Below are 26,520 nucleotides of genomic sequence, written 5' to 3' on the forward strand. Positions count from 1 at the left end.
AATTAAAGCTCTAAGTCCTTTGCTTTTTGATTCCTTTTTACCTGGGGTGATGGAGGGGATATTTCAGAAGATTTTATTTTAATATTATTTTCTATAGTGGAATAAGTAGAATAAGACTTTTGTTGTTCCATTCGATTTAAAATCGTATTTACTTTATTTGATTGAGTCATGGAACGATCATAAATAGCCGCATAATTTTCTTTAATAGTTGATTTTTCTTGGTGGAAATTTTTGGATAATTCATGGATTTTTAAATCTTTATTAACAATTCCAAGCTGTTCTTTAATAGCTGATAATCCATAAGATTTATGCACATCATTCCAGTCTGTTTTATCCATTCCAGGCAATGATTTTGGTATGATAATACGTGTATTGATACCATTCTCTTTATAATTATTTTGAGCTTCATGGGTTATATTTAATGCTTTATTTTTGGATAATGTATCATTATCCCCTGCAATAATTACTTCTTTAGGATGAAATCTTTTTATAAGAGAACTTAGGTTTTTTAAGTTAGAAAGTCCTAACGAGACAAGCACTGTTGAATTTGGATTTGCCATAGCAATCGATGCACCAGTTTCCGGCCCTTCAGCTATATAAAGTGTTCCAAGTTTTTCTGACTTTTGAAGTATTCCAGCACTATTTTCTATTTTTCCTTGAGACAGTTTTGCAGTTTCCATAAATGTATTTTTCTTTCCTGTTTTAGGATCTAAATATATTCTTTGAACACCAGTTATTTCATTTTTTTCATTGTATGCAGGAATTAATAATGCAGGTATTTTATTGATTCTCTCATAGAGATTTCCATTATCATCTATGCCTTTCCATACAGCGCCTTTAGGCCAAAATAAAACGTTTAGACGCTCAGGATTTTCAATGCCCCTATGTTCGTTTAAGTAGCGTTCGGCTAATGTATTTTTTATAGGTACACCGCCTTTTACGATGCTTTGTGCAGAGCGTATTTTGTTTTTTTCCTCATTCTTATTGAGTTGAGTTTTCTCTGATTTTAATTGACGTATTACATTTGAGTTATTAAAACTGTAATCTCCAGAAATGCTAGCACCCTCCTTTAATGCTTCTTGAAAATCCATTCCACGTTCGCGCATAATTGCTTGCAATGGATTGCCACCAGTCCCTTCTGAAAAATCATACCAAAATCCTGATTTGCTCCCTTTTAAAGAAATAACCAGACCTCCAGAGTAGCGCATTTCTCTTGAGGTTATCTTCTTAGGCTCTCCAAATATGGCGCGATAGGTTTCTTCTGGTTTAGCGAGTAATGAATCATTGATTGTTTTAGCATCCAGGAATTCATTTAAGGTATTGACACGGTTATTTGTTTTATTAGGAATTGGATTTACACGATTATTTTGTGTTACAACATGGCTTAACTCATATTTGTTTAACAGCGCTTTTTGCTCTTCAGTAACAGTTAGTGGGTTATTTTTTTTCGAGGTAATAACCTGCTCATATAGAGAAAATTGGTTTGTTATTCTCTTTACTTGACGCGAGAACTCATTCCAAGATTTGTGCCAGGATCGCGCCTCAAATTGATTCATTTGAGGTACACGATGTTTTAATTGATTCAAGAGGTTTTCTTTAGACACATTCATTTGCCTTACATGTTCTAAACGAGATTTGTGTTGTTTAGAATGTGCTTTTATTTTTGTTACATCAATTTTTTCTCTTTCAAAAAAAGCGTGTAATTCGTTTTTATCGTGAAGCATATAGGCAAGGCTATTACGTTTTGCTGTTAATTTTTGCACATGCTCTAAGCGTTGTTGTGAAATGGATTTACCTTGTTCTTTATCTTGAAATAGACTATTCCAAGCAGAACCAGCCTTTCGGCTAGCACTTTTATACTCAAGAAGTTTTAGGTAGTTTACTTTTTGAGCGTCAGATAATTCATTAATGAATGATTTTCTTTCTTCTACTCTAATAAATGCATTTAATCTTTTGGTATTAACGCCAAACTCTTTAATTAAGGGATAGAACCCCTTAATGTCGCCTGCAATTTTTAATGCTGCTTCTTTACGCTCATTAAAGTTAGAAAGGCTGTCTTTAAACGATAACACTGTTTCACGTTTATTATGTGTATTTGCTTGCTTTAAAAGCTTTTCTTCATCAAGTTTAAAAAAGTCCAATACTTTAGTAGTATGCGAGCCAGTTTGAATTTTTTCTGCAATTTGATTTCTCAATTGAACTGTTTTTATTTGCTGTTCTTCTAAATTTTTGGGGATTTCTATCCCCTTTTCAAGGCAATAGAGTTTGCTAGAAAAGTGAGTGGCTAATTCATGATTTAGCGATTTATACTCCTTAATCAAGTTAAAAAATACTTTTTCCTGAATACTGAGATGAGTACAAAATTGTTTTTCCTCATAATTTTTTGCATAACGATTGATTTCACTCCATAACGTAGCTAAAGGTTTATTTAGTTCATTACTCAATCGAATTAAGTGCGGATGAATCTTTTTGGATTGTTCTTTTAGCATAACCGCTAAGGATTCTTTATTTTCAAGGTGTTGTTCTTTAAAAAAATGCCTTAATGCAGCAACAACATGATGTTTTTCCGCATGCTTACCCAATTTTTCGAGTTGCTTTATTGCGTACTCATCCTCTTTTTCTATGCGATACTGGGATAAGCCAAGCCTATTTGTTTTACCAATAGAGAAATGCTCCAGGTAAGGCTTATACTCTTCAATCCGTTCTACGATTTGGAAAGCAAGCTCGTTTCTTTTTGTGGCGGTATCAAAATATATTTTTTTCTGGAGTGCATTATTCGTGTTGTGAGAAATAGACTTCCATTCCTTCGACGCTCTAGTAGATAGGCTAAGGTACGATTTAACTGTTCGTAATTTAGCTTGTTCTTCCTGATTAAGTTCTTTTAATAGTCTAATCGTTTGTACTTTCAGTGCTTCATTTTTAAGCGTAGATTCAGAAACTCCCAGATGTACTCGCGCCAGTTTTTTTAAACCAGGATTGGTACAAATTTCCCAGGACAATTTAGAACACAAGTGTTTTTTATCTTCCTTTTTAAAGATTGGATATTGGTTCAAAATGGTTTGTTCATTATTGCGCAATCGTTCAAAATGAAGCTTCTGGTTCTTTATTTCTTCAATAGATATTGAGTTGGGATGATGTTCAAAGCGTTGTTCATGTTGTTCTACTTGTTTCCCAGAAACATAATCAAGAGCGGTTTTTTTAGTATCATCATTCAATTCCAATGCTTTGGTTAGACGAGTTTTGTCATCAGTAATCAAGGTCATATTGACTACTGCGCGAGAGATTTGTACGTAATAGTTTCTTAAAGTGGCTGAAAATTTATTATATGACTCAATAAGTCCTATTGCATAAGTTTTATCTTTTCCTTGCACTTTCATATTCGTTAGAACATAACCATGATCTAAATGTTTTAGTTCAGGTGCATCTAATGGAATTATTTTTTCGCGCCCATCGTTCTCAAAACCTAACGTGATGTGCTGTTCATCGATTGTTTTTACAAAGGCCAGTTCTGAATTCACTAATCCTGATTGACGATTGTTTCGAGTAATAAGTAACTTGTCATTAATACATAGGGCTAGCTCCTGTTGTTCATAACATTCAATAGTACGATTTAATCCTGCACGGCTTGAGTTGTATTTTGGCAAATCATTTAATCGGAATAAGGTTTGTTTTCCATCTGCATTGACTAACGGGATCTGATTATTATTCCGATGCTTTTCAGTAATTGCACCTACAGTTAAATAATCACCTGATTTAATTTTGCTTTTAGGTACGTTTAAATTAAAACGAAGTACATCCCCCTCTTGATAATATTGAGTATGATGGAATTCCACCTCTTCCAGAGCTTTAGATTTTAATGTGTTTAAATGGATCTCATTTCCAATTAAAATGCCTTCTTTTTTCAAGCCTTTGCGTATGATATCAGTGATTTTTTGCCGATTGGCATGGGTTGGCGCAAAAACCAGAGTTCTATCTCGAACGGATTGAGATAACGAAAGCCAACGATGCGCTACTGCTGAAATTCGTTCTTCGTGAGTTTTAAACTCTTTAACCTCGTGAATTTTTTGTATGGAGTCGTGCAGTTCCCGCTCAATAGAATGTTGGACTGAAGCCTTTGCATTGTCATTGGTTTGCCGAATGATATCGGTTAGCTTACTTGTTTGAATTCCATATTCTTGAGCTTGTCCAAAGATTCGGCCACATTTCACACTGGATAATTGCGCATCATCTCCAACAAGTATATTTCTTCCTCCTTTTTGTTCAATGAGTTTTATTAATTCATGGCCTTGAACAGTAGAAAGCATGGAGGCTTCATCCAGGATAAAAATGGTGTTTTGCAATGAATTTTTTTTTGCATGAAGCAACTCTTGATGCACAATAGGAAAGACATCTGCGTTAATGCCTGCCTTGTTCCTTAGCTCATTTACTGCGGAGCTTGTAACTGCGATTCCTCTAAGTTCAAATCCTTTTTCTTCTGCTAATTGCTTCGTTAATTGCAACATGGTTGTTTTTCCTGTTCCTGCATACCCTTGAATTGCCTGAAAACGATCAGAAGAGGTAAACGTGTGTAACAAAGCATTTTTTTGAGAGGGAGTTAATCCATACTTTGAATGCGCTTCAAAATCATTGATTAGCCGTGTCACTGCGGCGTTGCTTGCTATAGGCTTGACTACCCCTTGATTGGTGTTAATTCGTGACAAAGTTTCAGTTTCCAGAGTTAATGCCCAAGGTGTGGTCAGCATATCTCTTTGTGTTAGAGGATCAGTTGCTGCATATAACGTTTGGTTGTCAATATGATGCTCAATACATTGTTCAATGGCATGAATAGGAACGACTGTCTTTCCTGTAAGGGTATGACGCAATGCTGCTTCTTTTAAATCACGCACTGAAAACACACTTTCCTTCTGTGCTATGGATTCAATTGCTACAAACACAGCTTCTTTTGCTTCCAGAGCAATCAAATCTTTTTTTTCATAAAATAGGGAAAAAATTTTGGACTTTAACGATTCTAAAAAACCTGGAGCCTCCGGCTTTACAGTTTCTTCTTTGTGATTTTTGACAAATTGATGGGCATCAAACCCCAATTTACCGGCACGAGCGTTCCAGTCTGCTCTTAAAATGTTAATATCATGCTCTTCCTTAGAAGGGCGTGTTAGAAGTGTTGCTTTGCTTGCCAGGCGAGAACCTTCCCATCCATTCTCCTGCATAACCTCTTCAATATCTACACGTCTTGTAGAGAACTCACGTAGCACTTCTTTAGAAAAGCCCGCGATTTCAAACATTCCTTTTCCAACATCTTCTAATCGGTAGTTATTTTCTTTCAAGAGATTGGCAAGTTCAGTGCGATAGACTAGCCCTCCATAAGTGACATATTGTTGTAATTGCTCTACAACTCCTTGATTTCCATGAATATCAGAAGCCAATGAACGGGCTTTACCGTCTTCATCAGTAATCGTGATATTCATCGTAACCCCATGAGTATGTGTTGCAGGATCATTCGCACGTGATGAAGGTTGTCTAAAGGCCGCAGTAACAAGTTTTCCTGTATCCACATAATGTACTTTTCCATCAATCACAACACGAGCTTGTGCAAATTCCTTTTCAATGCGGCTTATGGAACGTTCTACGGCCAAATCATGAAATTGTTCCAATTTAGGATCTGCTTGTAACCCAATTAAAATAGATACACTTTTGGGAGCCGAATACGTCATGTCAAACCCAGGGCGGTGTTCTCCCTTTTTATTTTGTAATACTTGGCCATTCGGTAATTTGCCTTCAAGCAATTGAAGCATTTGCTCTTTTTCCACCACACCGGATAAGCCAAGATACTCAGCTCCTTTCCCAAGCCATCTCAAGGCTTGGGCATCACCTGCATAATAATTAAATGCGGCTGCATAATAATCAGCAGCTCCTTGAGCCGATTTTAATGGTTGAACACTAAGCATAATTAATTTCCTATCCTCTAGGGGGTTAGCAGCAAATTGTTAAAGAATCTTTTTGCACTACTGTTAACCATTTTCATTAGACCAAAGAACTTTGTAGTGTTTATCAATTCGGACTTCTTCGCACAGTATTGGCTCGTTATCAAACAGCCTCGGCAATTCACCATCCTTTGATTGTTCTTCTTCATCATCAGAAAAAACCTCTTTCCACCCTTTTTCCTTCGGACAAAAACAAGTTGCATCAAAAGGCTCATCGTAAATCATGCAGAATGCATGTTTTTCAAGGTATTCGTACTCATTAAAAAACTGTGTGATATAGCTTCTTCTGATAAGATCATATATTCTGCGCTCTTGTATAGTCATTTTGGTCAACTGAACATTGGGATTGTTTGTAGGTATAATCCCATGATGCGCTGAAACAATTTTATCGTTCCAAACCCTTGATTTTTGAGTACGATTTCCTTTGTTGACCAAAGAAATCAGTGATGCGTCAATTAACGTTAATGCATCTAATACTGCGTTAATTTCCAAAAATTGAACTTCAGGAACATATTCACAATCGGTAATGGGGTTAGTAATGGCTTTATGTTGTTCATAAAGTGATAGAGCAGCCCCTATAATCTCATCATCATCGTATTCAAATAAACTAGAGGCCAAATATCGTAAAGAGTCGGTTGAAAAACATAAAGGTACAGGTTGTTTTTTAAGTTGCTCCTTATAAGAGACAACATAACCTTCTTGGTTATGAAGATAATCTGCATAATATTTAGCAATATTCTCAAAGTCAGTAACATCTCCATCAGGATCTGTTATCATTTCAGCACCTTCAGAAAGATCCCAATCTAGCCAAAACGATTCATTGCGTTGATTGATGCATCGTGCTTTTAATAAATAAAACTCTTTCAATGCACTTGGATAGGGTTTTTCCATCATCATCTTCTTCTCCTAGAATTATTTGACAATACCTACATGTACTTGCTTATAGATTCCTTATTCAAAAACCTTGGTTTTTATTACATCTGAATGTAAATGGTCTTTAATTTGAGCAATAAATTGAGTAAGCCCCTGATTAAAACGATTTTCTTTTTCCATGCCATAAGCATCAAAGGAAAACACGCATCCTAATTGACTCATTTGTTGATGCACTCGCTGCTTTCGTTGAAGATATTCAGGTTCATGAGAGCCATTGACCTCAATAATGAGTTGTTGTTTGGAAGTTTTTAAAATAAAGTCAGGTAAAACGCTTGCAATTTCAGAGTCATTGGTTTCAATTTGAATATCAAACAACGGCTTTATTATTTCCAACGAATACCCCTTCTGAGTCCACTCGAACTGAAAGGCAAACAAACGCCTCAATACTTCACGCTCATAGTAACTATCTACAGGAATAAACGTTTTCTCCGAGTAACAAGGAACAACAAATGCATTGAATGGTTGATAAAAATTAGGGGTATCTATTGAGTCAGTAATTAAGATCAATGCCATAAAAGGCGCTGTACGTGTGCTGAAGCGACCAGATGAACGATAAATGCGATTACTTATTTGTATTTTTTGTGTAGAGCCATCAGGCAACAATACGTCCAGACTCTTCTCATTAATTTCTTTTACTTTAACTAATAATAAAGCATGTTTTCTAATTTCTTTTGGCCAATAAGTTTGATCGCCCCTGAGCATATATGCTGCTTTATAAAAAGATGAGGCATTAATAAAAAGATAATCAAATAATTTTTTTTGAGGCTGAAGCTCAATACCTAATGCGGCTTGTTCAATCGCTTTATAGGGACTTATTTTGTTCGTGGAGCTAATTACGTTAACACGCGCATCATCCAACAATCTGTACAGGGCTTGGCATAAATTGGATCTGCGTGATAGAGAAGAAGATGAATTATCCTGCGATTTATCTTCTTTTTTGACTGACACGATGCCTGTTGTATTTTTAGATACTAAGTTTAATGGTGTAGACTTTTTAATATTTATTATTGGTCTGACATCTTTCTTTTCTTGAGACTCCCAAATCCTCTCTTTAAATACACATTCTTGAGCATGCTCCGCTCGCGAAGTAATATGATGCATATACAGTGTGCCACTCGATGCTCTATTAAAGCGAAAAACGGGCTGAACTACTCCCTGGAGACAATCACATTGAAGCCATAAATCGCGCTCATGTATCGAGCGACATAAAAGCAGAACTTCTTTTTTTTCTTCTTGAGTTAAAAAATTATCAAGAATAAAAAAATCAACAAGTAGTCTTCGCTCCCGTCCTGTTAATTGAGAATATACTTGAGGTACAGGAGGCTTACCTGACTTATCTAATTTATATTTGTGAATCAAATAAAGTGCCATCTATGTTCCTTAATTTAAATCAAATTCAACACGAGCATTTTGCTTCAAAGGCTCAGTTTTCTTTTCTTTATTATTATTTTGAGAAGCCTCTTCCAACACAGTGTCATGAGAAGAGGCAAGAATTGGGTCGGCATAAGTCTCAACCAATTGCTCTACTTCTTGACGAAGCGGATCGCTATCTATTTTGCGTGCAATGAATTCGGGATGTTTCAGTGGATAATGTACGTACTTTAAATTGATTTTTGCCGCTGGAAAGGTTCCCTTTACCCGCAAGTAGCCATCCAAATCATCAAGAATCTGGATTTCTGTTGGCATTACTAATCGCTTTTCCTTCGTTTGTCGTGATACGGACACGCCATCACGCATGGTATTCGCTCCATAACTTACTGACTCATTTGCTTCTTCAATTTCATAAGATCCCAAATTACGCGAAGCAGGTTCTGCATCACCATCTTCAGGTAGACGTAAATACATCCGTGTAGAACATAAGCCCGAAATAGACGTTGCACCATCATTGCCATAAATCGTTCTTAATTGTGATGCTCCATGATGCCCAAGAACAAAGCACCCGCCAAATTTACGGCTTTCTGATTTCACTGAGCCTAAAAAGGGTAACGCATGCATGGTGGTAAGCTCATCCAAGATAAACCAAACACGCCGATGATCATTTGGTGGCAAACTCAGTAATTCTTTAGTTGCCGTGTTAATCCATGCAGAAATCAAGGGTCTTATGGTTGGGTGTTTTCTCCCATCAGAACTCACAAATAAACAGGAATTCCCCTGATCATTTAAAATCCAATTACGAATAGAAAAAATATCGCCATCATCTTTTAAATAAAGTAAGGACTTTAAATAGGTAGCCATCACCGTTTTAACGTTTAGTGCAGTTTTTTGTACTTTTTCTGACACCAAAGAACCAGCCTCGGTATGACGCAATAAATGATGAATTTTTTCCAGATCTGTGGTGAGTAAATACTGCAAGAGCATTAAATTGGAACGATTGGGATGATTTTTTAATTCGTTCGCCGTAGAAACAAAAATCATTCGTGCTGCATGAATCCAAAAAGGGTCCATCGTGTTATTAATAGGCATCGGCATAATGGCTTCAGCCAAGGCTTCCAAATCCGCTTTATCCTCACATTCTGCCCAGACATTCCAAGAGTGTCCTCGCTCATCTAAAGGATTTAATAAAATATCCTGATCTTCTCGGAAAAATCGTGATAAGTAAGTGCCACCTTTATCATAGATAATGGCTCGTTCACCCCGTTCACGAATCGTCATCAACAAATCACGAATTGCTACCGTTTTACCACTACCGGTAGTTCCTACAATTTGTATGTGCTGTGTTTCTGAACCAAAAGGAAGATAGACTGAGCCAATCCGATAAGGGGATGTTTTACCTGTTTTCTTAATACGCTTTTTTAATTCATGTTCTGCCACCAACTCGCTACCACGGATTATTTTAGATTGTCCCTGGCGTTCTCCTTTCTTTTGAAGCCAACGAACTATAAGCACCAAAGAAATAAGCGAAAAAATGAATGCTTCCAATATACTGATGAATAGTTCTTTTTTTAGTTGGTTCACATAACTAAGTACCATTGGTGCTTTTATAATCTGTTCCGAGTACACAGGATACGATTCGCCAGTTGGCATCTGGACAATTTGTTTTGAACGATTTTGAATGAGAAGAAGTGCATGTGCTTTTACCCATTCCTTACCTATATAACGCTGATAAACAGTCGTGTTCATATAAAACGCCACCACCACCTGAACTACAGCGATAAGCAACATAACTAATGAAACCTTTTTACCAACCTGAGTGAACATACGCACATTGTGTAAAAAGGTTTGTCCACCACGAATAAATAATTTAGTGGGATTAACTGCCATTTTTTCCTCCTAACTCATACCCAATAACCCAAAATCGCGCTAAAATGAATAAAAAAGGAGGACTTGCCAATGGAGAACACAAACAACAAAAGAACGTTAATTTATTCTGTAAACGAATTACGTCCTTCATTACGAATAAAAGTACAACGAACCGCTCATTTGGTTGGTTTTCTTGCGCTTTTAGTTGTAAGTTTTGCCTTTTTAGCTTTTGGTATCTATCCCAAAGGTAACGACTTGTTCTTTCTATGCGGTGATTGGTTGCTAATGATCGGTATCCCTCTTGCCTCATATGGAATGGGCTATCTCCTGGGCTGGAATAGTGCTCTATGGGATTTAGGCTTTGTATTATTTCAAGGCTACTCTGTAGGGGATGGTTCCAATCATCACATGCACTCTGGCAATGACACGACACATGCTTATCACGGACACAGCTATAGCTCATCCGTGAGTATAAATCCAAGTTCAGGGCGACCCATGTCTGGAAGTAGTGGTGTAGACACGTATGGAAATCCTTATGGTACACGCTCTTGGTAACCATTATTTAACATCCTTATTTGATTGAGCAACAATAACATCCTGCATGATCTGAGATCCTTGCTGCACAATAGAATCAACTTGTTGCAGCACCTCTTTATGAACACGATCACTGTCTTTTTTGACTTGTCTTGCTACAGAGTTAGATACGTGTCCTGCATTAATGTTTTGCGCTTTCTGTTCAAACGTATTGGAATACTCAGACAAAGCCTGATCCACTCGATTATGCCCAGGAACACGTTGTTTAAATTGCTCATTTTTTTGCTCTACATGGTGAGTTCCTATTGCATGGCTCTTCTGAAATTGATTCACTGTTTGACTTGTTTTTTCTGTAATGAATTCACGTGCATAAGACTGTGCTAATTCAGGTTCGTGACGAATCATCCATTCTGCTTGTTGCAATCCAATCCTTCCTTGACTGTTAGGCGCTTTGTGGTGCGATAACCAATCAATAAACCCTGTTTGTGCATCCAAGTTTATTGAAGAGATTTGTTCGTTCGACATCGAGGCTTGTCGGTGATAGGTTTCTGACTCAGAAAAATTGGCTACTGCTTCATCACGATAGTGCATTGATTTATCAAAACCTGCTGAAAAATTATTAGCAAGTCGCCCACTATGCTCATCGGAAGTTCGAAAATGATCGTCTTTGGTCGCTTGGCGTGCTTCATTGACCACATCTGTAAAATGATTTTCTTCACTAAATCGCCGTGCTTCATTCATTAAACGAGCATCTTGATGAGAAGTAGATTTATCCCATTCCCAGCGCTGATTTCCTCCTGCTTCAACATTCGCTTTAGGACCTGGCATACCTAGCCCCTTTCCTAATCCAAAACCTAAACTACCTCCTATATTCAAGCTCGTAGCAGATAGTGCCTTAATCGCCTCGTCACGAGAAATATTATGATCTCGTGCAAAATTATCAATCAGATTTGAAATTTTAGATGCCGCTGAATTAAATCCTGAAGAATTAGAAATTTGATACCCTTGGCCACTTTGGGCGCTATGCGCCTGGGTTTCGCCCAGTTCAGCCAAACTTCGAAGAGAAGATGCGTACTGTTCAGAAGAGGCAACAGACTTTTGGAACCCTGCGGTTTGTGCACTATCTGCTAATTGAGAAAAGGCTAAACGATTACTTTCACCTAACTGAATATTTAATGGGGTATGAGACGTTGCTGTTGCCATAGTGAGAGATTCACTTCCATCACGTGCAATGCGGGCTATTGATCCGCCATCAAGACTGGTTTCAACCCCACCTAAAGAGATCCGCGCATTTCGATCCGCATGAAACGCATTACTGTTAAAACTATTCTGATTTGAAAAACTGGTATTTCCATAACTGTAATTTCCCATTTGCCCCTCTTCAGCAGCAGAGGAAGCAGCATTTTGAACAATTCCACCAGATTGCTGTGCCAAAGAAACAAATCCACCAACTCTTCGATTAATTAAGGCATAACTTAAGGCTACTGTTCCCATCATCAAATAACCGCCTAAAGCTGCCATGTTTTCATAAACCTGGTTAATTCCTGATTGATAGGACATCGTAGTGGCATTACTTGAAACAAACGATAAATAAAACTGGGATAAGCAGGTCATAACGTAATTAATCGCCGTAAACATCGGCGCCCATAATGCCAACCAGATATAAAGAGTCATATAAAACTGCAAAAATGAGATTCCAGCAGGAAAGGGAAGAAAAAATATGAGGAAGATGAAACAACCAATAACGACAGAAAAGATAATACTATGCATAATTGGCAGCCAATAGGCAGCCATTAAACCAATATTACTTAATGCGGCAGGAATTTTCTCAAATGCCCTACTGGCTGAAAAACTCTCTATAGCCGCTTTAGAATTCACCCGAGCACCCATAGAAAAAACACCGTCTCGAATTGCATTGGCCATCATATTTTGGCGAATAAGCGCACTTGCATCCGCAGACATAGCGGTTAAGTGATTGAAGGACTGAGGTAAATATTTTTCAAAATTAGCTAAAGCCTCTGTGTGATTACCAAAAGCAAATCCTGCATATTTTGATTTAGCATCCGCAATGACATGTTCCCATGCATTATCTAAAAGTGCAGCCGCCTCATGGCAAGACTTATACGAACCATCATAGATAAAACCACGTGCCACTGAAGAGTTTGCTTTAACCAACTCCCAAATGTCCCTGGTTTGATTCAAATCTTTTAAAGTATATCGGCCATACATCACATCATAAAAGACACATTGCTGCATAAACTTTTGCATGTTGGCATTAAACAGCGGATCTGTAATTTTTATATGAGAAGCAGATAAAAAGAGTTTAGCTCCCATGATCATGCCTGTTTGACTGTAATCCATGTCGTTAGGAGAATGGAAAAAAAACTCAAACATTTGGGTGATTTTATCGCTTAATTTACTGCTTAACCCTCCAACAAATCCGAGAACAAGCGGTACATTATCTACAGTTAAATCCGCTCGAAGTGGATCAGTTCTGTCATGAATGAGTACCGTACACGTAGGCGTCAAGATAAACGCGATTGCAAACGCATATTTCAAAACGAAAAAAAACATCGTCCTTAAGTCGCGTTTTAGAATAAATTGAACCACGGTACAAACACCACCAATAAGTAGTGCTGTTCTAAAAATTCCAAGAATTCCGTCATAATGAAACATCGCAGCGGTTGCTGTGTAAAACTGCTTTAACAATTCACCGCCGGTAATGGTGTAAATATCCATAACTGCCATTTCAATCACCTTATTTGATTAGCCCAACTCAAAGACTGAGTCAGATCTGAGGAAAACTCACCAACTAACATTTGCTCAATCGTTTGAGTTTCTTGAATCATTTGCATTGCCATGCTCATGCGTTGATGTGCAGTACTTTCCATCTGGGTTAATTCAAGACGAGCTTGTGATAAGTCTGCTTGAAATTCCTTCATCATGGCTTCTGGATAATGCACCACGCCAGATGCTTGTTTCACAAGATGTAAACTGTCGCTCAAATAACGAAACAAAATATCTATGGCGATTGGTTCTGAATATCGTGTGGTATCCATAACCGCACTGTCTTTGATAAGCGCCATCTGTACGCTCACCATTTTCATGATGGGGTATTGTGTGGATTCAATGAGTCCTATTACTTCAGGCTCCTGTTCTTCATTGTGTTTAATCTTCAATGCCATGTCTAAAATCAACTCACGAACCTTAGAAGCCAAACCATGATCCACATCAATACTGGTTGTAACTAAGGTTGGATTTAAGCACTTAACTTTTTCATCACACTGATAAACCGAAACATTTCCTCCACGCAATAAACCGCTAATGAGGTTATTGTTGCTGGCTAGGGAAGCAAGTCGTTGAACATGAACGCCATCTTTATCACGGGTAACAATGACCGTTCCAGATAAAGTCATCATCAATTGGGCAAGTTCGTGATCGTTTGCGAATAACCCGTTTTTATTTAATGCATTCCACACTAAATTCGTGTTATCAATTATCTGATCATTTTCTTTATTCTCATCAATCACGCGATCATAGTCATAATTACCGGAACCTTTCCCACACCCCTGGCGTGCTTCAGCCCAATCTGAAAAAATATTTTTAGCATGGCCAATTGCCTGGCAAGCATGCTGTTGTGCAATACGAGTACGTGGAGCCAATCCTAAAACAGCACTTTCTGCCACAGCACAGGAATTTTGGTTTGTTTGGTTAATCCAGGTAGCAACATTTTGTAACTTTGTCGCTACATTTCCTAATAGGGGTGTTGCCTGCTCTAAAGCTATTTGAAATGCAAGACCTTGGGAGTTATTTAATACATTTTTCGTGAAATCCACGAACTCCTTGCCTTTAATATGTGAAAACCCACCCATAGTAATGTCAATCCCACCGCATCCAGAAGAAACTTTAGGCCAATTAAACCGCATGATTTGTAAATTCTTGACGCCACTACGAACATATAAATTCCCACCGGTATAATAACCAGCCTTTTGTGATTGATAAGCACGAGGATTCGTCACATTAACCCCCATATTGAGTGACTTAAAATACTTCATTAAATCATTACCAATCGCGTTTTCTGCATGAGCGTTCCCCAAAAATGCAGCACCGACCAATACCCAAACAATGATAAATCCCTTCATAACACCACCTGTGCGCCATTGGATTGACTTATTTTGATAAGCCTATTGGTTAATTCCATCTCATCAATAGCTCCTTCGGTCACAAGATGAGCTTGTTCACTTTGGGGATCGACTAAAAATAAGGAGGGAAAAACCGTCACTTGAAATAATTTAGATTGGCCTTCATCCAATACTGCATTAGGAAAATCAGGTAAATACCCTCCATCCGTTGACACAGCGACTACATGAAACCCATAACGTTGACTCAATTGTTTTAGAACAGGTGAAAATCGCTGACAATGAGGACAGCTTGAACTAAAGAAAAAGAAAAACCCCTTTTGCCGAGACAATTCATGAAGCGAATTCTCATATGCCAACGCATGGGATGAGAAACAAAAAAAGCTCATCACTACCAATAATGTCCATTTAGCGCGCATGATAATCTCCAAATTGAAAAGTATTGATTGCCAGTAAAATGTGTTCCTTTAGTTCCGAATGGCTTACTAAGCCGTAGGCAATAGGCATTGGTTGATGTGACATAGGATTTAGAGCAAACACAGCAGGAATGTGTTTCACGCCCATTTGGGAAGCCTCGCCAGAATCCATACGTGAATTAGGAAACACTGGTGACACATTTTGTGTTATAGCAACCGGAGTTAACGGCAAACGATAACTCATCGAAAAATCACGAATCACCTGAGCCATACGCTCACTGTATGGTTCTCCTGCTTGATAAAAATAAATTAATCCAGAGCTTTGACGAATTAATGCAATGGCTTTTTCCTTTTCGAGATTGCTTTGATTGTTATACAAATCACGCGCAGCACTATTGCTCGGATTAGCTAAACTTTCATCTTGATCCGGATTTAACAGCAAATCGAGCATCCATTTCTCAGAAAACAGATTTGCTTGTGCTACCACTAAACGCTGCATTCGTCTAGCATGAGCAATATTTTCAGGTGTTGGATTTAAAATGGCCTTGGCACGAGCTTGCTGAACCCGTTTTCCAATCAATTTCCATGTTTTATCAGGATCAGCAGCACGATTAATAGAAGGAGAAACAGGTACTTGTTTCTTGATTCTTTTTTTAATCGGCTCTTTGGGATCTTTATGCCAGTACCAGCCTGCTTCATGCTCATTCAAAAACGCATGGCTTGCAAAAACAACCGGACTTAGTAACACCATCAACAAAATCAAAAAACCTTTAACCATTGATGTCTCCTTGACTATAAAAGTCCTTAAGACGTTCCCCGATGCCATTTGCAGTCTGTTGGTAATTAGGCTCCTTCATTTTTCCTTTAATATCCTGATAAAATTCAGAAAAATCGATCCGTTCAAACCGGATTAATTGCATTTGCTCCGGCGTTATCCCAGAACAATTAGAATATTGAGCGTAGCCAAAGCCGATTCCTAATTGATCACGACGCCCTTGTTCCTGAACAATACGTGCTAATTTGGATTGGAAGACACAATAGGTTTGATGATGCTCCACACAAATTGAACCTCCTGGAAATTTTTTCCGTTTGTAGCAATATCTACCGGTGGGAACTGCCAATTTATTTTCTCGATCCTTTCCTAATTTCTTTTCCTCATCACTGCAATGTGCCAGATTCAGATCAATCCCCCATCCTTCGTCACGGCAACAGTTTGCCACCCCAAGCATTAAGTCGGAACATTCCATTTTTTGACCTTTAAAGAGGTAATTGGCGTTTCCATCGAAGGTTTTTGAAGCATCGGCTACGGCAGATAATCCAGACATGGCTTTTTTAAATTCATTTTCATCAGATGGATTATAATGATGGGTGCTGCAATCACCCTCTAAACAAAACGCATCCTGCCCACAAATGAGTTCGTTATTAGTGCATTGATTTATAGGGCATTGATACGTTTGCTTAAACGTCATGCAGCGCCCTTCTTTCTCTTTGACACAGACTGAGGATGATTGCTCACACTTATCTAACTGAGTGAAGTCGCAAGTATTTTCTCCTTGCCCACCACAAATATAAGACGCCCTTTCTTTCCAGCATGCGCGAGTAAACGGAACGTCATTAATTACACGGGTTTTATTGGGTTCAACACACGTTAATGGTTGGGTAGCATGGCAAAAACCCTCTTTCGTTTTTTGTTCTAAATGTTGGCATTGATTATCCCAGTATTCCTTGCTTTGGTAGGATTCCACCGTCATAGAAACCGTATGCGTATAAGGCGCTCTGCAATGCCCCAATACACATTTTCCAACCTTCAAAGAAAGTGTTTTATCCTTACAACTTACAGTTTTTTCAAGTAAAACCAGTCCTTTTTTATCAGTAATGTTGATTTTTACTGAAACGCATTGTTCAGGAAATACTATAGGAGAAGCAACTTGAGAGCCTTGATATAGGGTATAACAGGTTGATTTTCCCTGTTGACACGTATCCATTTGGTTCAAATTCACCGATATTGTGTACGGTCGATGACTCATTCTTTTATGCCGTAGGTATAAACGGTAGGTCTCTGTTTTATAGGGAATCACCTCCAAACGAAGGTGTTTTGCACACCGTAATGTGCCTGTTTCTTTAGTACTTAAACATGTTTTTTCTTGCCAGGTATAATGGCACTGTTGCGGTTTTAAAGTGCATGTTGTTGTTCCAGTATTTTGACCACGCATAATCGCATCACCCTGTTCCGCAATATGATGAAGCTTTTGCATGGATTCTGAATTTGAGTTAATGCGATAAGATGGCCGCTGATTAAATCCTTCAACAACCTCTTTTCCCATTTTATTAGTACGCATCTCCGATTGTGCATCGGATTCAAGACGAGTATTCTTTTGAGTCACTCCACCATAATAATTTTCTTGGGGTACAGTTGCTTGATACCCTGGGATATCGTGTACATTTAATGATTTTAAAATATCAACTGAATGCTGTTGATGAGCCGATGCAAATTGCTCCCCATCTTTATAGGATTGATGTACGCTTTGTGTATGAGCGCAAACACACAAGGCCATCATAATGAGTCCTAATAGACACCTCATTTCCAGACTCCTTCCAACCGATTTATCATCCGCGTTAAACGCCTGTCATCGGAACGCTGGGCTTCATTGATTTTACCTAATGCATAATTCAATGAGACATCCCCATAAAGCACATCAAAGGCTATCGGTTTACAATCCATATTGGCAGGACATTCTGGAATATCTTTGGCATAAACCACAGATGGAACTTGTTTGATGCCAAAAGTTTGAAACAAAAGCGGATCTAACTGCACCCCAATGCCTACTTTTTCACTCAATGTCTTAATGACACTCATTGTCTCCTTAAACGAATTATTGATGAGGCCACGAATTACAGGGGTTGCTCCACTGATTTTGCACTGCCGCAGCCACGATTCAAGACTTTTATCGGGCATGGAAAAAGACAGAAAAACGATTACATGACTTACTTTTTTTAAATGCGTACTTATCGACTCCGAGCGCTCAAAACGCTGCCTTAACTCAGTGGTATACTGAGTCACTTCGTGTGATGGGCTGGAGGCAGCCAAACCTTGATTCATTTGCTGAATATCATTCACATACTTATTAGCACGATCACGCACCTGTTGTTCAAGCTGAGAGAAATTTTCCTTTTCCTGACAAAACGCAGAATGAATTCCCGTCATAAGAAAGGTGCTCAATGCGATAACAAACCAAACTTTATTCATTACTCATCCCTCATTTAAAAGGCGCAACAGTTACGTTTTCGCCAAATCAGATAACCAAAATCCTCACCTTTATAAGGGTACTCATGTCCTGCCTCCCACAAGGAAGTAGCACGCCCCAAAGGGTAACAAGAACCCGTAGTGGGTAACGGATTAACCATTTGATAGCGGTATCGTGATTTAGGAAGAATGGGGCTGTAATGTGACGAGCAAATTTTAGTATCCAAAAAATTATCAGCAGCGATTGAGTCTGATAAAAGCCCCTGACGATGCATTTTGAAGTTCATACGCTCAGATAACAAAACAGAAGCCTGTACCCCACCGACATGCTCTTGTACATGTCCTGTTAATGGGTACATGCTTCCTTGTGCACCCGCACACCAAAACACTTTATCAATCGGACTGCCAACAAGAGAAGTTGTCGCATCCACAGCACATGCCGCTTGAGCAGGTAAAGTACCAAATAAAACGGCTTCAGGATTGATAATGAAACCCAACTCATCATCATTCCACATGGCATCCAATTCACTAGGATAAGCAATATCAAAATCACCTTTTTCCACACAAATGCCATCGGTTAAGACATTTAACCAATACATCAATGGAAACTTGTACCAATGAACATGGTAAAACGACTGATTGGATAAATTACTGTCTGTTTCGACAGTGCCCTTACGGTAATATTTACCAAAATTTAAGGAAATCCCACCTAAGTTCACTAAACAAAAAGGCGTTCGGGTTACATCAACTAAGTTAACAGGCTCCCAATAGCCCAAAGTAATTCCAATACGAGGAATAGGATTCCCAGGACATTTACAAACAGGAGATTTAGAGTTTTTAGTATCAGGAAGGCGATTTGAAGACACTAAGTTACTTTGACCAAGACTTAAAGGAAAAAGGCATGACCAACATACATCCGTAATGGGATTAACAAAACGACCGTGGCACGTACCCGCAGATACAATACTCGAAATGAATAAGGCAACACCGAAAACACATGCTTTCATAAAGCCACCTCTTGAATTTGTAATCGATTTCCAACCTGATAGACGAGTGCAGGAACATGGGTTATTTTAAATTTCGTACATAAAAAGCCATTAAGATCGAAGTAAACTGCTTGTTTCATGTGATCAACTGTGTGCTTTATAGAGCCTGATATCAGAATAAGTTTTACCTTGGAGTGCTTTTTTTGCTCCTGCATAACCCATGCAACTTGCTCTTTATCATCACCATTAAACAATAACAGCGTACTACTTAGACCCACACGCTCTAAGGGATTAACGGTTGTTCCTTTGGGTATAATGAGATTACCCTGCGCATCCGTCACATCATAAGGAACCGTTACTGACGGATTAAATAGCCAAGTCTTATCAGAAGTAGCCCTAGGCAGATTGAACGGTTGAGGACGGTTAATATGTTTTTTTACCGTTTTTTTAAATTGATTTTGTACTCGGTTCCACTCTCCATTTTCCTGCATTAATTTCATCTTATGTTGGATGTACTCCATAAAATCCATTTCAGAAATCACAAAAGTTTTACCAAAAACCCCTAAATCTTCAGCGTAGGCAAAAGGAAAGTACATGCAGCAGAGCATGATTAAGATGATTTTCATGACTCAGGCTCCTTTTGAATCATGGAAATTACTGTTTGCGTGTAATCCGTGCCGCCTTTAATCACTGCCTCTTTTGGCAAAAGAATCAGTGAGTCAGACTGAGATAGTTTATTTAAAGATGCCTCTAAACGATGAGAAAAAGATTTAATTGCCGCTGCTTTTTCCTGTTTGGAATGGTTGTTCTTGGCTTCATTTCTTACAAATTCAGTGGTAATTGCTACAATGTCTACCGTTCCAATGTGTTTCGGTTTCATCAACCAGAAGTGAATTTCCTGAAGAATCAGGAGAGGAATCACCACCGACAAAACCGTGCTCAATACTTTATTCATAACCATAAACCTCCTGAGCAACCTGAGAAATAGCCTCATGCGTAGGAATACCTTGGGATCTCAGTCTCTTTATTGCTTCAACTTCTGTTCCCCGTGTGGAATTTACTATGCGAGAAAACGGCTCCACAATAAGACGGTGCACCGTAATATTTTCTTCACAAATCAATACAAATTCAGAGTATTCACTGGTGATTTTTAGACTGCGGACTAATCGCTCACCATAGGAATCTAATTGGCCACTTTTTTTAAGCACATTAATGGTGTTTTTTGATGCGCCCAGAAATAGTTTGAAATGAGCATTGTCATAGCACATTTTTGCAGTGGGATTGTTTTCATAATCATCCATTCCATGAGCAATCGTAATGAAATTACCGCCATACTTTGGCGCACGACGATATCCTTCATTCGCAAAATTGGCATTCCCATTTTTTCCATCATCAGCAAGATGATCATAAGCCTCATCCATTAAGCAGCTTTTAGGAATGTCTTTAGGTTTGTAATACATGGCATTACTGACTTGATACATCAGCAGTTTAGAGACAATTTTTTGTAACTCTTTGTCTTTATCTAATCCTGCCAACTCCAAAAGAACGAGATGCTTACTAAAATCGAGCGAACACGGAGGCTCAAAATAACGCCCATACCGACCATCCTTAGTATAGCTATGCAATAATCGTCCAATATTCTTAGAAACAGGATCTTCATTCTGCTTTAAGAACTCTGCAATTAACGTAATCGTGGTCGCGTTCTTGTATTCGCTCCACATCACTTCGATGGCTTTTTCAATATAACTACGCTCTTCATCAGAGATATTTCCTGAAGGTCTGGCCATCATTCCCACAAGCTGAATGAGTTGATTGTGCGCATCTTTAAATGCCGTATCATTTTTTGCATTGGCATCAATGGTTGAAAACATATTGAGGCTAATGGGGTTGTCGTGAGTAAAATCAATCATTTGCCCGTCAAGAAGCTCACATACTTTGGCATAAGATCCACCTACATCAATGATATAGACATAGCCACCCTGGGATAAAAGACCTTGAATGTAATCATTCATCAAAAATGATTTCCCTCTTCCAGGAGGGGCAATAATGACCACGTTGTAATTTCGGATCACATTGTCAAAGAAATAAATAGGTGTGAATTGTCCTCTTCGTTGCGGATATATTTGCGCGAATCGACCAGAACCTTTCCATTCGCCTTGTATGGGTAATATATTGACAGTATTGAAGCTTGTTAGGGAACGAATACGACCAAATGATTTGTAATCATCAAACATGCCTTCGGCTGGAGCAAATGGCATAGAGGCAAGGAGTGTTTGGAGTTGTAATCCCGAAGGTGCACGTAAATCGAATTGATTGCTTTTAAAAACGTCTTTTGCTCGTCGTGCATCACGACGCGCATTTTTCGGGGTAGTATATAAAAGAACATTATAGAAAGAATCGACAAGTGAATCTTCACTGCTCAGTCGTTCTCTTAATTCTTCGATTTCAGCATATTTTTTATTAAAATTTTTAACCCATTTCGCAATAAACGGCTGCTTCGCATTTTGCCCTTCATCAGCATATTTTGCATCAAGAGCAGCGATTACTTTATCTTTATCTTTGATACGCACCGCAAAACTAAAAAGAAAAGGACAACCAATCTGCAAAGACGTATTAAACATTTTTCCAAAAAGATCGCCCATCTGCCATTGCATTGGCGCTTTTGGAAATTGTCTTACAGATAAACATTTAATTACTTGCGTGCTGTCTTCACGCTCGATATCAATTTGATGCGCTTTGACTCGCATAGCCGCTTCAATATCAGAAATTTGATGACGTAGCTCTGTATTGGGATCGTATTGGGTAGGCTCTTCATAAAGACTGTCTGTTGGAAAAAGCCATTCTCTTTTTAAACTAATCACCTGCTCTACGGTAAGTTCCTGACAAGCAATATTAATTGATTTCAAATTGTTTTGAATGTCTTCACGTAATGTCGCTAAAACCAAACGGTCGTCTTCAATCGATTTTCTTGGAATAGATATGCATAGAAACAATCGAAAATCCCGTAATATAAAATGACTTTCTTTAGTCAGCGAGTGATAAACCCCTTTGCGATAAAACTCTGCACGCCGATGTGCTAAAGCATTTAATACTTCACTTCCTTGATTGCGTTGCCGCTCCATCTCATCAATCATCGGACCAATTTTCGGAGATGCCCAAAATAAAGCATGAAAACAACTTTCAGGAGGAAGAATATCCGTTAAGAGACTAGAAAGAATGGTTACTGTCTCTTCACTTGCACCAATCAGGGAGGAACACTCAAACATGATGTGGGATGCTTCTTTATAAGGATAAATATCTTCTTGTGCATCATAAAACTCATCAGGAAGATAAGAAGCCAAACTGTATACATCAAACAAACCCTCAATTTGTTTTCGAGTATGTGTTTCGTTCATGCCTAATTCATCACGTAACGTTTCCATCAACGCACTAGAGCCATGACTTAAAAACGTAGCCGAATTTTTTAGGGAATTTTTTACTTTATTAAGCGACATGCTCATTACCCTCTCCTTATTTGGATGCCACAGGTGGGTTTTGAATCCAATGTCCTTTCTGAACGACACTATAGACTTGACTTGCCTGATGGTAATTACCTTCGGTATCTTCGTAGGGAGCAATCCATACGCGCATAACCCCTTCACCATATCGCAAAGGATCTCCAGGTCTTCCTTCCACAATCAAAGGATTACGACTAGGCGCCACCGCTAACGATTCCTGTGCCACACCTCCCTCTCCATTGATTAAGTTGTATACCTGATCCATGCGTTTACACGATCCTCCGCTTGGCGCAGGACAATCAAATTCAGAATTTAATTTGGTACATCCAGTGACACAGACGCATCCCAAAATCAGCCATCCCAGTAGTATTTTCATTGTTTATCCTCAAAACGAATGTTCTTTGTAAAATTGATTAGCAGCCTTTTCTTCAGGAGTTATTGAACTACCTGCACTTTCGAAATTATTTTGTATGCTTTTTATTTCACTTGGATTATCGGGTGATTGGGTGTCTGTTCCTCCATCAAGCCAAAAACCTTTTAGAAAAACCACATCTACTTCCACTTTTGGAGGCAGTTGAATAATAGGGTGGTACATTTCTGCTCGTTTGATGTTGTACTGGGCATACATTTTTGACGCTCCCGCCGCCCCTCCAGAAGCAGCCGCTAAAGGGATTCTGCTTGGATTAATGGTAGAAACGCTTCCTAAAGGAGAAGTACTGTATTCGGTTGAATATTGCTGGCCAATATTGCCCATGCTTTGCCAAAAACTACCCCAAAATGCTTTATTCACCATAGGCTCTTCACGCCATACCGCACGACCACGAATACCATTTTTTGAGTCAGAAACAATGCCGATTACTTGAATATCAAGGCTTGTTCCATCCTTATGAATGCAACTTAAACGCTCTGTTCGTAATTTTCCCCGTTCACTGGATATGTCACCAATAACAGAGGCACTAAAAAAACAATCCTTTAAATGCGATTTATGACCATTCGGCATGATGCCATCATCAACAATTTGAAACATCATGATGTCTGGATTAGCCTGGCTTAGAACCCCTGCCGAGACATCAGCCCCTTGAAGAACAACGGCTTTGGCAAAGGTATTTGAAAACACATAGTTATCAGGAGTTTTAATACGTGGTTTCGCTCTTTTTTGTAGTTTTGCTGTGTATTGAATAAATCCTGAATCAACCTCCATCATGTGGTGTTTTCCACCCTCTTCAGCGCGTGGTAACATCTCATTAGTGACTTCCCCTTGCTGCAACTCTGCTTTCGATGGCAATGGTTTTTGCATTTGCAATTTGACCACTTGTTGCTTGAGTTCAGTCAATGCTGCTCTCATTTCAGACATCTCTTTTTTTTGATACTGAATCACTTTCATTTGCTGTTGTTTTTCCGCACCTAATGCTTTGATGCTTTTATCAAACAACTGCGATTTTTCTTGCTCTGCTTTCCAAGCATTTTGTGCCTTTTCAATCCAATGAGCTTCATTACTTGTTGCCGATATTGGGCTGGCTAAGCTGTGTTTTTTGAAACTCTCTTTGTCGGTTTGTTTCTTTTCGGTTGTTTTATTGCCCCAAAAGGCAAATCCTGCAATAACCAAAACAATGAAACCAACCACAATTCCCAAAAAGAGGTGCTGTTTCTTTTTTAATTGACGTGACATGTTAGCTAATCCTATAAAGTCGAGTGGTTTCAAAAGGAATTAAATGGGTCTTAGCTAATGCAATAGCTTTAGTTCCAGGCCAATTAAACGAAGATTCGCGAATGTCTAAAGGGCGATTCGTTACATTCTTTAACTCAAAAATTTCACCCGTTAATTGATTCCCTTCAACCGATAAAAGCCGCTTCAGTTGGGTTGTAGGAGATTTATAAATAGAGGTTGTTTTGGGGATGGTTTGCGTAAACCCTTCAGGTAAGTAGCCATTCACTAATGCCTTGATAAAGTTAACTAATGATTTTTCATAACCTGATGTCTTAGGCTCTAAGGCACGAATCACCGGCTTTTTATAAATCTTAAATACGATGGTTTGGGATGGAATCGGTTTGGGCTCTACATGTACATTATAAAACATCCCTTTTTCAGTCAGTACGTTAATCGTAAACGAACGGGTGTGATATAATGGAGAAGGCAAGAAGGTAAGAATCCCTGTTGATTCATCAATCAACTTACAATTTGTTCGACCGTTGCACGCATCAACTAAGGTATTCCCAGGCGCTTTAATTTGTAATATGCGATCATCCTCCAGCATGATGCTGTTCGGCTCTTTAATGGATGCCTTAATGGAAATATCTTCATAATTTCTTACTGTTTTTATTTGTGCTCCCACGGCCTCAAAAACAAATAAGCTTAAAAATAATGTAATTAATGTTTGTTTCATTTGGACACCTTGGAAAGATTCGTAATTTTTAATTGACCAGAATCATAGGAATACTGGATTAAAAAGGTTTCCCTTTGTTCAGACATCATCTCAGCACCAACAAAGCGCTTCATAAGACCTGCGACTTTGACACTTAAATGCTTGTTGTCGATATCATAATTCGTGGGATAAAACACACTGGATAAATGTTCGTGCGTAATTTGCTCTACTTCTTTAACCAATTGCGCGCGTATATCCCCATACAGTGATGCAGACACATACCCTAGAAAAACATTAAATTGGAGTGCTGCGGAACTTGCGGTCACGTTAAAACGAAGCTGAGTCAAAAAATGAGACATGTCTCTTAAGTACCCATCAGAAACCCCAGTTTGTGATAAGGTAAATTCCTGTGAAATTTTTGGTGGAATAAAACGAATGTCATGTTTACTGTGTGCATAATGCAACAAAGCACCCACAGTAATGGATTGCATTAAAACAACAGCCAGCAAAACACCACTTAATGACAGCAACAAGACTTTATTTTTTTTCTCTTTGGATAATTCTGATTCTTTATACTCAATTTTCATTTTTACCCCAAAAATTCTCGAATCCAGGACGGTGGCGTGGCACGCAATTTGGGGGATAATGAAAAGAACCAATAAAACAAATGTACATAATAATATGGTCCTTCATTTCCTTTAATGCGCCGCATTAGAAATAAAAATACACAGGCCAAAATCAATGAGGTGACTACAAAGCCACACACAAAACCCAACACATAAATGGTGAATACAGCCACAATCACCTCATCAATTGTAAAAATAATTAATCGATAAGGTTCATTGAGAAATTGTGGGGTCTTATATTTTTTGTAGTCTTCCATATTAAATACCAGCCAATGCAGCCACAACGTTAAAAAAAATAGCCACCCCACCAACAGCGCCTAAGTGTTTAATATTACGACTGAAAATTAAGGTCATAATTGCAGCCACCGCCTCACCAACATAAAGATAAGTTTTTATCGATCCGTTATACGTATCTTTAACTGTTGGTTCAGCAGCAGATAATGCATCCTCTGCAAAACATCCCTGTGCTAAAAGAAGAAGCACTATAAGAAATAGGATTTTTCCTTGATGGGATTGAATAAACTGAACTACATCATTTTTGTATTGGCTTAATAATTCCAT

Annotated in this window: 21 protein-coding genes; 1 reads left to right on the forward strand and 20 read right to left on the reverse strand. The window is 38.5% G+C overall.

The window, feature by feature from the left end; genetic code table 11:
* Positions 1 to 2: 2 nt before the first annotated feature.
* The 4 genes from mobF to traD all read right to left on the reverse strand — a co-directional run bounded on the left by mobF (position 3) and on the right by traD (position 10,175).
* Positions 3 to 5,945 carry a MobF family relaxase gene (gene mobF / locus Q0495_RS08025; RefSeq protein ID WP_298624825.1) on the reverse strand — a complete coding sequence of 1,981 codons (5,943 nt, stop codon included), beginning with the start codon at positions 5,943 to 5,945 and terminating at the stop codon, positions 3 to 5.
* 63 nt (positions 5,946 to 6,008) lie between these two features.
* A complete protein-coding gene (locus tag Q0495_RS08030; RefSeq protein WP_298624826.1) occupies positions 6,009 to 6,878 on the reverse strand; it encodes a DNA topoisomerase in 870 nt (289 codons plus the stop codon).
* Positions 6,879 to 6,932: 54 nt separating this feature from the next.
* Entirely contained in the window at positions 6,933 to 8,285 is a 1,353-nt protein-coding gene (locus tag Q0495_RS08035; RefSeq protein ID WP_298624827.1) for a hypothetical protein, read from the reverse strand.
* Between the two features lie 9 nt (positions 8,286 to 8,294).
* Positions 8,295 to 10,175: a type IV conjugative transfer system coupling protein TraD gene (gene traD / locus Q0495_RS08040; protein ID WP_298624828.1), complete on the reverse strand. Its 1,881-nt coding sequence runs from the start codon at positions 10,173 to 10,175 to the stop codon at positions 8,295 to 8,297.
* 69 nt (positions 10,176 to 10,244) lie between these two features.
* Between traD and Q0495_RS08045 the strand changes: the two genes are divergently transcribed.
* Positions 10,245 to 10,709, forward strand: a complete 465-nt coding sequence (locus Q0495_RS08045) for a hypothetical protein (RefSeq protein ID WP_298624829.1) — start codon at positions 10,245 to 10,247, stop codon at positions 10,707 to 10,709.
* 3 nt (positions 10,710 to 10,712) lie between these two features.
* Here the strand turns inward: Q0495_RS08045 and Q0495_RS08050 are convergent, their stop codons facing one another.
* The 16 genes from Q0495_RS08050 to Q0495_RS08125 are packed head-to-tail and all read right to left on the reverse strand — an operon-like array spanning position 10,713 to position 26,520.
* Positions 10,713 to 13,436 (reverse strand): conjugal transfer protein TraG N-terminal domain-containing protein, encoded by a 2,724-nt coding sequence (locus tag Q0495_RS08050; RefSeq protein ID WP_298624830.1) that lies wholly within the window; start codon positions 13,434 to 13,436, stop codon positions 10,713 to 10,715.
* 5 nt (positions 13,437 to 13,441) lie between these two features.
* A complete protein-coding gene (locus tag Q0495_RS08055) occupies positions 13,442 to 14,830 on the reverse strand; it encodes a conjugal transfer protein TraH (protein WP_298624831.1) in 1,389 nt (462 codons plus the stop codon).
* Positions 14,827 to 15,246, reverse strand: a complete 420-nt coding sequence (traF, locus tag Q0495_RS08060; RefSeq protein ID WP_298624832.1) for a conjugal transfer protein TraF — start codon at positions 15,244 to 15,246, stop codon at positions 14,827 to 14,829. Before traF (Q0495_RS08060) ends, Q0495_RS08055 begins: the two co-directional genes overlap by 4 nt.
* Positions 15,236 to 16,021 (reverse strand): type-F conjugative transfer system pilin assembly protein TraF, encoded by a 786-nt coding sequence (gene traF, locus Q0495_RS08065; RefSeq protein ID WP_298624833.1) that lies wholly within the window; start codon positions 16,019 to 16,021, stop codon positions 15,236 to 15,238. The genes traF (Q0495_RS08060) and traF (Q0495_RS08065) overlap by 11 nt, the downstream gene beginning before the upstream one ends.
* A complete protein-coding gene (gene traN, locus Q0495_RS08070) occupies positions 16,014 to 17,825 on the reverse strand; it encodes a type-F conjugative transfer system mating-pair stabilization protein TraN (protein WP_298624834.1) in 1,812 nt (603 codons plus the stop codon). Before traN ends, traF (Q0495_RS08065) begins: the two co-directional genes overlap by 8 nt.
* The gene (trbC, locus tag Q0495_RS08075; RefSeq protein WP_298624835.1) at positions 17,822 to 18,490 is read right to left on the reverse strand and encodes a type-F conjugative transfer system pilin assembly protein TrbC; all 669 of its coding nucleotides are present in this window, start codon (positions 18,488 to 18,490) and stop codon (positions 17,822 to 17,824) included. Before trbC ends, traN begins: the two co-directional genes overlap by 4 nt.
* 14 nt (positions 18,491 to 18,504) lie before the next feature.
* The gene (traU, locus tag Q0495_RS08080; protein ID WP_298624836.1) at positions 18,505 to 19,494 is read right to left on the reverse strand and encodes a conjugal transfer pilus assembly protein TraU; all 990 of its coding nucleotides are present in this window, start codon (positions 19,492 to 19,494) and stop codon (positions 18,505 to 18,507) included.
* Positions 19,491 to 20,099, reverse strand: a complete 609-nt coding sequence (gene traW, locus Q0495_RS08085; protein WP_298624837.1) for a type-F conjugative transfer system protein TraW — start codon at positions 20,097 to 20,099, stop codon at positions 19,491 to 19,493. The genes traU and traW overlap by 4 nt, the downstream gene beginning before the upstream one ends.
* Positions 20,096 to 20,428 (reverse strand): TrbI F-type domain-containing protein, encoded by a 333-nt coding sequence (locus Q0495_RS08090; RefSeq protein ID WP_298624838.1) that lies wholly within the window; start codon positions 20,426 to 20,428, stop codon positions 20,096 to 20,098. The genes traW and Q0495_RS08090 overlap by 4 nt, the downstream gene beginning before the upstream one ends.
* The gene (traC, locus tag Q0495_RS08095) at positions 20,421 to 22,973 is read right to left on the reverse strand and encodes a type IV secretion system protein TraC (RefSeq protein ID WP_298624839.1); all 2,553 of its coding nucleotides are present in this window, start codon (positions 22,971 to 22,973) and stop codon (positions 20,421 to 20,423) included. The genes Q0495_RS08090 and traC overlap by 8 nt, the downstream gene beginning before the upstream one ends.
* A gap of 10 nt (positions 22,974 to 22,983) precedes the next feature.
* Positions 22,984 to 23,346: a type IV conjugative transfer system lipoprotein TraV gene (gene traV, locus Q0495_RS08100; RefSeq protein WP_298624840.1), complete on the reverse strand. Its 363-nt coding sequence runs from the start codon at positions 23,344 to 23,346 to the stop codon at positions 22,984 to 22,986.
* A 9-nt stretch (positions 23,347 to 23,355) separates the two neighbouring features.
* The gene (locus tag Q0495_RS08105) at positions 23,356 to 24,639 is read right to left on the reverse strand and encodes a TraB/VirB10 family protein (RefSeq protein WP_298624841.1); all 1,284 of its coding nucleotides are present in this window, start codon (positions 24,637 to 24,639) and stop codon (positions 23,356 to 23,358) included.
* A gap of 1 nt (position 24,640) precedes the next feature.
* On the reverse strand, positions 24,641 to 25,354 hold the full coding sequence (gene traK, locus Q0495_RS08110; protein WP_298624842.1) for a type-F conjugative transfer system secretin TraK: 714 nt from the start codon (positions 25,352 to 25,354) through the stop codon (positions 24,641 to 24,643).
* Positions 25,351 to 25,920 carry a type IV conjugative transfer system protein TraE gene (gene traE, locus Q0495_RS08115; RefSeq protein ID WP_298624843.1) on the reverse strand — a complete coding sequence of 190 codons (570 nt, stop codon included), beginning with the start codon at positions 25,918 to 25,920 and terminating at the stop codon, positions 25,351 to 25,353. The genes traK and traE overlap by 4 nt, the downstream gene beginning before the upstream one ends.
* Before the next feature lie 2 nt (positions 25,921 to 25,922).
* Positions 25,923 to 26,216, reverse strand: a complete 294-nt coding sequence (gene traL / locus Q0495_RS08120; protein WP_298624844.1) for a type IV conjugative transfer system protein TraL — start codon at positions 26,214 to 26,216, stop codon at positions 25,923 to 25,925.
* 1 nt (position 26,217) lies between these two features.
* Positions 26,218 to 26,520, reverse strand: coding sequence for a fimbrial protein (locus Q0495_RS08125; RefSeq protein WP_298624845.1), 303 nt, complete (start codon positions 26,518 to 26,520; stop codon positions 26,218 to 26,220).

The sequence above is a fragment of the uncultured Legionella sp. genome (assembly GCF_937871865.1).
GTDB lineage: Bacteria > Pseudomonadota > Gammaproteobacteria > Legionellales > Legionellaceae > Legionella.